The following is an 8,808-nucleotide window of genomic DNA, read 5'->3' as shown; positions in this document are numbered from 1 at the left end:
CTCCAGCCGGAGCGGATCGGCGTCCACCTCTCGGAGGAGTTCCAGCTCCACCCCGAACAGTCCACCGACGCCATCGTGATCCACCACCCCGAAGCGAAGTATTTCAACGCACGCTGAGGCGGACCGGCGTACACTGGTCGGTCCCATACAGGCCGGTCACCTGTTCCCGAGGGCACGTTCCCGCGGGTGGAGGTGACCGGCCTTCTCGTCCCCTGAGAAAGGCGTGCCCATGACCAGCACCGTTCCCGTCCCCGTGGTCCGTGCGGCCGACGGGCACGCCCTGCAGGCGGTGCTGCTGGACATGGACGGCACCCTCGTCGACACCGAGGGGTTCTGGTGGGAGATCGAGGCCGAGATCTTCCGGGAGCTCGGGCACCGGCTGGAGGAGTCCTGGCGGGACGTGGTCGTGGGCGGCCCCATGAGCCGCAGCGCCGCCTTCCTGATCGAGGCGACCGGCGCCGCCATCGGCCTCGCCGAGCTCAGCGTGCTCCTCAACGAGCGCTTCGAGGCCCGCATCGCCGACCAGGTCCCGCTCATGCCCGGCGCCGAGCGGCTGCTCAGCGAGCTGGCGCGGCACAACGTGCCCACCGCCCTCGTCTCCGCCTCGCACCGCCGGGTCATCGACCAGGTCCTGCTCACCCTCGGCCGTGACCGCTTCACCATGACGGTCGCCGGCGACGAGGTCTCCCGTACCAAGCCGCACCCCGACCCGTACCTGCTCGCCGCGAGCACCCTCGGCGCGCACCCGGGGCGGTGCGCCGTCATCGAGGACACCGCCACCGGCGTCGCCGCCGCGGAAGCCGCCGGCTGCCGGGTCGTGGCCATCCCCTCCGTCGGGCACATCGAGCCCGCCCCCGGCCGGACGATCATGCGCTCGCTGGAGGACGTGGACCTGCCGTTCCTGCGCTCGCTCATCACCCCCCTGAACTGAGCTCCCGCGCCCAGCAGTACGCACCGGTACGCCCCGCACACGCTCTGTACCGAACGGAACCACCGCAGGACCAAGGTCTGGCGAGAGGATCTTCCGCCAGATGCCCCGGAGGCTGAAATTCCATCCCCTTCGGCCGGACCGACACGGGTGACCTTGGTCACCTGCCAAACCCCTGACACGCCTGTCCCACGCCCCCGGCGCCTTCCCTTGTGTCCGGATTGATCAGCTCCTGACCGAATCCGGAGCGTCTTCCCCATGGACAGCCAGTCCGCTCCCATCACGGTGCGAATACGCCCCAAGTCAGGCCAGTTCCAGCCATCCCGTCCCGGCCCACTAGTGTCGAACCGGGCACCGCGCCGCACCTCAGCCGTTACCGACACACACCCCTGTGCCGGGACCGCGTGGACCGATCGTCACTACACCGGCCCGATCGTTCCGCCCTGAACGGGCGACCGTCGCGAAGTGCCCCTTCACACCGCTTTGAGCAAGTGCCGGTTACAGGGAGTACTTCCAGCATGAACCGCAAGACCATGGTGCTGACGGCTGCGGCCGGACTGCTCACGCCCGCGCTCGCCGCATGCGGCAGCGCCAGCGGCGGAGGAGCGGGATCCGGGGCGATCGTCGTCGGGACCACCGACCGGTTCGAGGCCGCCGAATACGCTCCCGCCCCGTTCGACCCGGCCTACGCGTACGACGCCGGAGCCTGGAACGTCCTGCGCCAGACCGTCCAGACCCTGATGCACACCCCGCGCGGCGGCGGCCAGCCCGTCCCCGAAGCAGCCTCCGACTGCCGCTTCACCGACACCGGCAACGAGAGCTACCGCTGCACCCTGCGTCCCGGGCTGAAGTTCGCGAGCGGCGACCCGCTCACCGCCAAGGACGTCAAGTTCTCCATCGACCGCGTCCGCGCCATCAAGGACGAGAACGGCCCGTCCGCGCTGCTCGCCAACCTCGACAACGTCGAGGCCAAGGGCGCCGACACCGTCGTCTTCCACCTGAAGACCCCGGACGCGACCTTCCCGTACAAGCTCTCCACCCCCGCGACCGGCATCGTCAGCGAGAAGAACTACGGCGCCAAGAAGCTCCGCGAGGGCTTCGGCGTCGACGGCTCGGGCCCGTACACGATGAAGGCCGAAGTCAGGGACAACCAGCTCGTCCGGGCAGTGTTCAGCAAGAACCCGCACTACAAGGGCGACCTCAAGCTCCGGAACGACAAGGTCGAACTGCGCACGTTCCCCGACTCCGCGGCCATGGGCAGGGCGCTCACCGACGGGAAGATCCACATGGTCTCCCGCACCCTGTCGCCCGCCCAGATCACCGAGTTCGCCGGAAAGCCCCCCAAGGGCGTCAGGCTCGTCCCGATGCCCGGTCTGGAGATCCGCTACCTCGGCTTCAACACCGAGGCCCCCGTCGTCAAGGACAAGGCCGTGCGCCAGGCCCTCGCCGCCGCCGTCGACCGGGGCGCCCTCATCTCCAAGGTCTACGGCAAGTCCGCGCAGCCGCTCTACTCCCTGGTCCCCAGCGCCGTGACCGGCCACGTCAACTCCTTCTACAGCAAGTACGGCGAGGCCAACACCCCCAAGGCCGCCTCCCTGCTGAAGGACGCCGGGATCAAGACCCCCGTCAAGCTGACGCTGCACTACACCAACGACCACTACGGCGACGGCACCGCAGCCGAGTTCGAGGCCCTCAAGGCCCAGCTCAACTCCACCCAGCTGTTCGACATCACCGTCCAGGGCACCGACTGGGCCGACTTCCGCCCCGCCCAGAAGCAGGGCGACCACGCCGCCTACGGGCTCGGCTGGTTCCCCGACTACCCGGACGCCGAAAACTTCCTCGCCCCGTTCCTGGAGCAGGACAACTTCCTGGGCACGCCGTACGCCAACAACGCGGTGCGCACCAGGCTCCTCCCCGAATCCCGGCGCGCCGTCGACCGCAACGTCGCCGTCCCCGCGATCACGGAGATGCAGGACATCGTCGCCGAGGACGTGCCCGTCCTGCCCCTGTGGCAGGGCAAGCAGTACGTCGCCGCACGCGACGGGATCACCGGAGTGGAGTGGTCGGTCAACGCCATCTCCGACCTCCAGCTGTGGGAGCTCGGCCGCGGCGTTAGCGGCTGAGAAGGCAATGACCGGCAGCGGGTGTCGCGAGCCGGAGCAACGAAACAGTTCGACTGTGAAGGACGTATCCGTGAATCGACGTAACCAGTGGCTGGCGGCCCCGCTCGGCGCAGCCACCGCCGCCGCGCTGCTCAGCGGTTGCGGTTCGACCGATGGCTCGACCGCCGGCAACGGCAAGGGCGTGGTCATGGGCATATCCGACAAGGTGAAGTCCACCGACCCCGCGTCGGGCTACGACCCCGGCTCCTGGCTGCTCTTCAACAACGTCTTCCAGTCGCTGCTGAGCTTCCCCAAGGGCGGCACCACCCCGGAGCCCGACGCCGCCCAGGCCTGCAACTTCGAGGGCACCGACAGCAAGGTGTACAAGTGCACCCTGCGCCCCGGTCTCAAGTTCAGCAACGGCCACAGCCTGACCTCGAAGGACGTCAAGTACTCCTTCGAGCGCACACTGAAGATCAACGACGAGAACGGCCCGGCCGTGATGCTCGCGTCGATCGCCGGCATCGACGCGCCCGACGACCAGACCGTCGTCTTCCGCCTCAAGACGTCCGACGCGACCTTCCCGAGCAAGATCGCCTCGGGTGCGGGCGCCATCGTCGACCACGCCGAGTACCCGGCCGACAAGCTCCGCACCGACAACAAGGCCGTCGGCTCCGGCGTCTACAAGCTGGACGCCTTCAACGACAAGAGCGCCAGCTTCTCGGTCAACGAGGCCTACACCGGCAAGGCCAAGGCCAAGAACACCGGCGTGACGCTGAAGTTCTTCAACGGCGACCAGACCGCCCTCAAGACCGTCCTCGAAAGCGGCGACGTCGACTTCGCCTTCCGCGGCCTGGCCGCCAAGGACATCGCCGCCCTCGCCGCCGTCAAGACCGGCGACAACAAGGTCGACGTCGTCCAGGGCACCGGCGCCGAGGTCGAGCACATGGTCTTCAACATGAGCGACCCCGTCGTCGGCAAGCTCCCCGTCCGCAAGGCCATCGCCTACCTCGTGGACCGCGAAGCCCTCGTCAAGGACGTGTACGCGGGCACCGCCACACCGCTCTACTCGATCGTCCCCGCCGGCATCGCCGGACACACCACCCCCTTCTTCGACCGCTACGGCGGCAGCCCGCAGGTGGAGAAGGCCAAGGCCGTCCTCAAGGCCGCCGGCATCAACGGCAAGGTCAAGGTCACCCTGTACTCCACGCCGTCCCGCTACGGCCCCTCCACCGACCAGCAGTTCCAGGTCATCGCCAAGCAGCTCAACGACAGCGGCCTCTTCGACGCCGACATGAAGTCCGTCGAGTTCGACCAGTACGAGAAGGACATCCAGGACGGCAAGTACGGCATCTACGTGAAGGGCTGGGTGCCGGACTACCCGGACGCCGACAACTTCACGCAGCCGTTCTTCGGCCCGGACAGCGTCCTGCGCAACAACTACGACAACAAGGAGATCACCGGGACGATCATCCCGTCGACCTCCGCGAAGTCCGACCGCACCGCCGCCAACACGGACTACAACCGGCTCCAGGAGATCGTCGCCGAGGAGATCCCGATCCTCCCGCTCTGGCAGGGCAAGCAGTACGCCGTCTCCCGCACGAACGTGACCGGCCTGCAGTGGTCCCTCGACGCCTCGACCGTCTTCCGCTTCTGGGAGATCAGCAAGGGCTGACCCACCCCGTACGGCAACGGGCCGGCAACCGCCTCACGCGGCTGCCGGCCCGTTCCCGTACGTCCCTCGGGCCGCCCTACTGGGCGCCCGGCCGCACCAGCCCGCTCTCGTACGCGTACACCGCCGCCTGGACCCGGTCACGCAGGCCCAGCTTCGTCAGCACGTGCCCCACATGCGTCTTCACCGTGGTCTCGCTCACGAACAGGTCCGCCGCGATCTCCGCGTTCGACAACCCCCGGGCCACCAGCTTCAACACCTCGACCTCACGCTCCGTCAACGTCCCCAGCGTGTCCGGCGCAGTGTCCTCACCCGACGGCAGGTGCCCCGCGTACTTGTCCAGCAGCCGCCGCGTGATGCTCGGCGCGAGCATCGCCTCACCCGCCGCCACCACCCGGATCGCCTGCACCAGCTCATTGGCCGGCGCGTCCTTCAGCAGGAAACCGCTCGCCCCCGCCCGCAGCGCCTCCACCACGTACTCGTCCAGATCGAACGTCGTCAGCACGAGCACCTTCGCCGGACCGTCCCGGCCCGGACCCGTGATCTGACGCGTCGCCTCCACCCCGTCCATCCGCGGCATCCGGATGTCCATCAGCACCACGTCCGGCTGCAACGCACGCACCTGGTCCAGCGCCTGCAAGCCGTCCCCGGCCTCGCCCACCACCACCAGATCCCCCTCCGCCTCCAGGATCATCCGGAAACCGGTGCGCAGCAGCGGCTGGTCGTCGACCAGTAGGACGCGGATCGCCACGGGGTCTACCTCGTATTCGTCGGACGTCTTGGGCGGGCCCGCCCATTCTGCCCTGACCCCACGATCAGGAATCCGCCGGGCCGACGGCCCCGTCCCGCGGCGGCACCGACAGCGGATACACCGGGGGAGTCCCGCCGAACTCCGGACACACCGCCCGGTGATCGCACCAACCGCACAGCTTCGTCGGCCGCGGCCGCCACTCGCCCGTCTCCGTCGCCTCCCGGATCGCGTCCCACAGCGCGAGCAGCTTGCGCTCCACCCGCTCAAGATCCGCCATCACCGGGTCGTACGTCAGCACGTCCCCGCTGCCCAGATACACCAGCTGGAGCCGCCGCGGCACCACCTGCTTCAGCCGCCACACCACCAGCGCGTAGAACTTCATCTGGAACAGCGCACCCTCGGCGTACTCCGGCCGCGGCGCCTTCCCCGTCTTGTAGTCGACGATCCGCACCTCACCCGACGGCGCGACATCCACCCGGTCGATGATCCCGCGCAGCCGCAGCCCCGACTCCAGCTCCGTCTCCACGAAGAACTCCCGCTCCACCGGCTCCAGCCGCGTCGGGTCCTCCAACGTGAACCACCGCTCCACCAACGCCTCGGCCTCCGTCAGCCACCGCGCCAGCCCGGCCCCCTCGTCCCCCTCCGGGAACAGCTCCGTCAGCTCCGGCTTCGACTCCAGCAGCCGGTCCCACTGCCCGGGGATCAACGCCTTCGCCCGGGGCGCCGTCCGCTCCTGCGCCGGATGGTCGAAGAGCCGCTCCAGCACCGCATGCACCAGCGTCCCGCGGGTAGCCGCGGCACTGGGCTTCTCCGGCAGCCTGTCGATCACCCGGAACCGGTACAGCAACGGACACTGCATGAAATCGCTCGCCCGCGAAGGAGAGAGCGAGGAAGGCGCCACGGCACTGGGCGCCACGTCAGCCGGACCGCTACCGGGGCTCGTCGTCATGCGTGAAACCCTACGACCCGCGACCGACAGCACGCGCATACCATCGACGCAAAGGCACCTCGCACTGCATGATCGGTACATCACGCCCCGCTCCACCACGATCGCGACGCACACACCACAAACCCCCCGGACCCTTCCCCGGGGAGCCCCCAGAACGAAGGAAAGCCGTGGCAGACACCGACGAAACCGGCGAGCGCGGAGGCCGGCGCTCCGGCCCGGGCGGCGGACTCCTCATGGGCCGCCCCTTCGGCGTACCCGTCTACGTCTCGCCCAGCTGGTTCCTCGTCGCCGCCCTCATCACCTGGGTCTTCGGCGACCAGCTCGACCGCGTCCTGCCGGACCTCGGCCCCGCCCGCTACCTCGTCTCCCTCTTCTTCGCCGTCGCCTTCTACGCCTCCGTACTCGTCCACGAACTCGCGCACACCGTCGCCGCCCTCCGCTTCAAACTCCCCGTCCGCCGCATCCAGCTCCAGTTCTTCGGCGGCGTCTCCGAGATCGAGAAGGAATCCGAGACCCCCGGCCGCGAATTCGTCCTCGCCTTCGTCGGCCCCCTCCTCTCCCTCCTCCTCGCCGGCGCCTTCTACCTCGGCATGAGCGCCGTCGACCCCGCCACCGTCCCCGGCGTCCTCCTCGCCGGCCTGATGATCTCCAACCTGCTCGTCGCCGCCTTCAACCTGCTCCCCGGCCTCCCCCTCGACGGCGGGCGCATGCTCCGCGCAGTGATCTGGGGCATCACCGGCAAACCCATGACCGGCACCATCGCCGCCGCCTGGATCGGCCGCGGCCTCGCCGTCGCCGTCCTCCTCGGCCTCCCGCTCCTCACCCACACCGGAGCCGTCGGCAACCGCACCAGCGACATCGGCGGCATGGACACCGTCATGGACGCCCTGCTCGCCGCCATCCTCGCCGCGATCATCTGGACCGGCGCCGGCAACAGCCTGCGCATGGCCCGCCTGCGCGAACACCTCCCCGAACTCCGCGCCCGAGCCCTCACCCGGCGCGCGGTCCCCGTCGAAAGCGCCACCCCCCTCTCCGAAGCCCTGCGCCGCGCCACCGAAGCCGGCGCCCGCGCCATCGTGATCGTCGACGGCCACGGAGACCCCATCGGCATCGTCCGCGAAGCCTCCATCGTCGGCGTCCCCGAACACCGCCGCCCCTGGGTCGCCGTCAGCGGCCTCGCCCGCGACCTCACCGACGGCATGAAGGTTTCCGCGGACCTCACAGGCGAAGAACTCCTCGACCACCTCCGCACCACCCCCGCCACCGAATACCTCGTCCTCGAACCCACCGGCGAGATCTACGGAGTCCTCTCCGCCGCCGACGTCGAAAGGGCCTTCGTGAAGGCCATGGCGCGGCCCCAGTCCTGAAGCCAATACACTGGTCACATGTCCGAACCGACCGGTGCCGCCCGCCGACGCGGGCCCTTCGAGGTCGGGGACCAGGTTCAGCTCACCGACCCCAAGGGCCGCCACTACACGTTCACGCTCGAAGCCGGGAAGAATTTCCACACCCACAAGGGTTCCTTCCCGCACGACGAGCTGATCGGTGCTCCCGAGGGCAGTGTTGTCCGCACCACGGGCAACGTCGCGTACCTCGCGCTGCGCCCCCTGCTCCCCGACTATGTCCTGTCCATGCCCCGCGGTGCCGCCGTGGTCTACCCCAAGGACGCGGGCCAGATCCTGGCCTTCGCCGACATCTTCCCCGGCGCCCGAGTCGTCGAGGCAGGCGTCGGATCCGGCTCCCTGAGCAGCTTCCTGCTGCGCGCCATCGGCGACCAGGGCATGCTCCACAGCTACGAGCGCCGCGCGGACTTCGCCGAGATCGCCACCGCCAACGTCGAGCGCTACTTCGGCGGCCCGCACCCCGCGTGGCAGCTGACCGTCGGCGACCTCCAGGACAACCTGTCCGACACCGACGTCGACCGCGTGATCCTCGACATGCTCGCCCCCTGGGAGTGCCTGGAAGCCGTCTCCAAGGCCCTCGTCCCCGGCGGCATCCTCTGCTGCTACGTGGCCACCACCACCCAGCTCGCCCGAACCGTCGAATCCATCCGCGAGTTCGGCTGCTACGCCGAACCGCAGCCCTGGGAATCGATGATCCGCAACTGGCACGTCGAGGGCCTGGCCGTCCGCCCCGACCACCGGATGATCGGCCACACCGGTTTCCTCGTCACCGCCCGCCGCCTCGCGGACGGCGTCGAGCCGCCGCTGCGCCGCCGCCGCCCCTCCAAGGGCGCCTACGGCGAGGACTACGACGGCCCCGGCAGCGACCGCTCCGCGTAGCCACCCGCCGGACCCGCCCAACACGAAGGCGCTGTGGCGCAGTTCCCGGCGTCCCTGTGAATGAGCTTGGGGTCGATGTAGTGAGGCTTGGGCGGGTCGGGTGCATCCTTGGCCCTGATCCAAG

Annotated in this window: 8 protein-coding genes; 6 read left to right on the top strand and 2 right to left on the bottom strand. The window is 69.3% G+C overall.

Features of this window, described 5'->3' with window-relative positions; translation table 11 throughout:
* The 4 genes from ACFCZ1_RS38160 to ACFCZ1_RS38145 all read left to right on the top strand — a co-directional run.
* Positions 1 to 117: vitamin B12 dependent-methionine synthase activation domain-containing protein (locus tag ACFCZ1_RS38160; RefSeq protein WP_158727364.1), on the top strand; the 117-nt coding region annotated here is incomplete at its 5' end.
* Positions 118 to 229: 112 nt separating this feature from the next.
* The gene (locus tag ACFCZ1_RS38155; RefSeq protein WP_376682876.1) at positions 230 to 931 is read left to right on the top strand and encodes an HAD family hydrolase; all 702 of its coding nucleotides are present in this window, start codon (positions 230 to 232) and stop codon (positions 929 to 931) included.
* 515 nt (positions 932 to 1,446) lie between these two features.
* Positions 1,447 to 3,051 (top strand): ABC transporter substrate-binding protein, encoded by a 1,605-nt coding sequence (locus ACFCZ1_RS38150; RefSeq protein WP_376682875.1) that lies wholly within the window; start codon positions 1,447 to 1,449, stop codon positions 3,049 to 3,051.
* A gap of 70 nt (positions 3,052 to 3,121) precedes the next feature.
* On the top strand, positions 3,122 to 4,705 hold the full coding sequence (locus ACFCZ1_RS38145; protein ID WP_376682874.1) for an ABC transporter substrate-binding protein: 1,584 nt from the start codon (positions 3,122 to 3,124) through the stop codon (positions 4,703 to 4,705).
* Between the two features lie 76 nt (positions 4,706 to 4,781).
* Here ACFCZ1_RS38145 and ACFCZ1_RS38140 read toward each other — a convergent pair whose 3' ends face one another.
* Both ACFCZ1_RS38140 and ACFCZ1_RS38135 read right to left on the bottom strand, forming a co-directional pair.
* Positions 4,782 to 5,453 (bottom strand): response regulator, encoded by a 672-nt coding sequence (locus ACFCZ1_RS38140; RefSeq protein WP_376682873.1) that lies wholly within the window; start codon positions 5,451 to 5,453, stop codon positions 4,782 to 4,784.
* A 64-nt stretch (positions 5,454 to 5,517) separates the two neighbouring features.
* Positions 5,518 to 6,402 carry a RecB family exonuclease gene (locus ACFCZ1_RS38135; RefSeq protein WP_376682872.1) on the bottom strand — a complete coding sequence of 295 codons (885 nt, stop codon included), beginning with the start codon at positions 6,400 to 6,402 and terminating at the stop codon, positions 5,518 to 5,520.
* A gap of 167 nt (positions 6,403 to 6,569) precedes the next feature.
* Between ACFCZ1_RS38135 and ACFCZ1_RS38130 the strand changes: the two genes are divergently transcribed.
* Both ACFCZ1_RS38130 and ACFCZ1_RS38125 read left to right on the top strand, forming a co-directional pair.
* Entirely contained in the window at positions 6,570 to 7,769 is a 1,200-nt protein-coding gene (locus ACFCZ1_RS38130; RefSeq protein ID WP_376682871.1) for a site-2 protease family protein, read from the top strand.
* A gap of 18 nt (positions 7,770 to 7,787) precedes the next feature.
* Positions 7,788 to 8,684: a tRNA (adenine-N1)-methyltransferase gene (locus ACFCZ1_RS38125; RefSeq protein WP_150520350.1), complete on the top strand. Its 897-nt coding sequence runs from the start codon at positions 7,788 to 7,790 to the stop codon at positions 8,682 to 8,684.
* Positions 8,685 to 8,808 lie beyond the last annotated feature (124 nt).

Source organism: Streptomyces sp. NPDC056224 (assembly GCF_042267665.1).
Taxonomy (GTDB): Bacteria; Actinomycetota; Actinomycetes; order Streptomycetales; family Streptomycetaceae; genus Streptomyces.
Note: the sequence above shows the minus strand (reverse complement) of the source record. Positions and strands in the feature narration are given on the sequence as shown.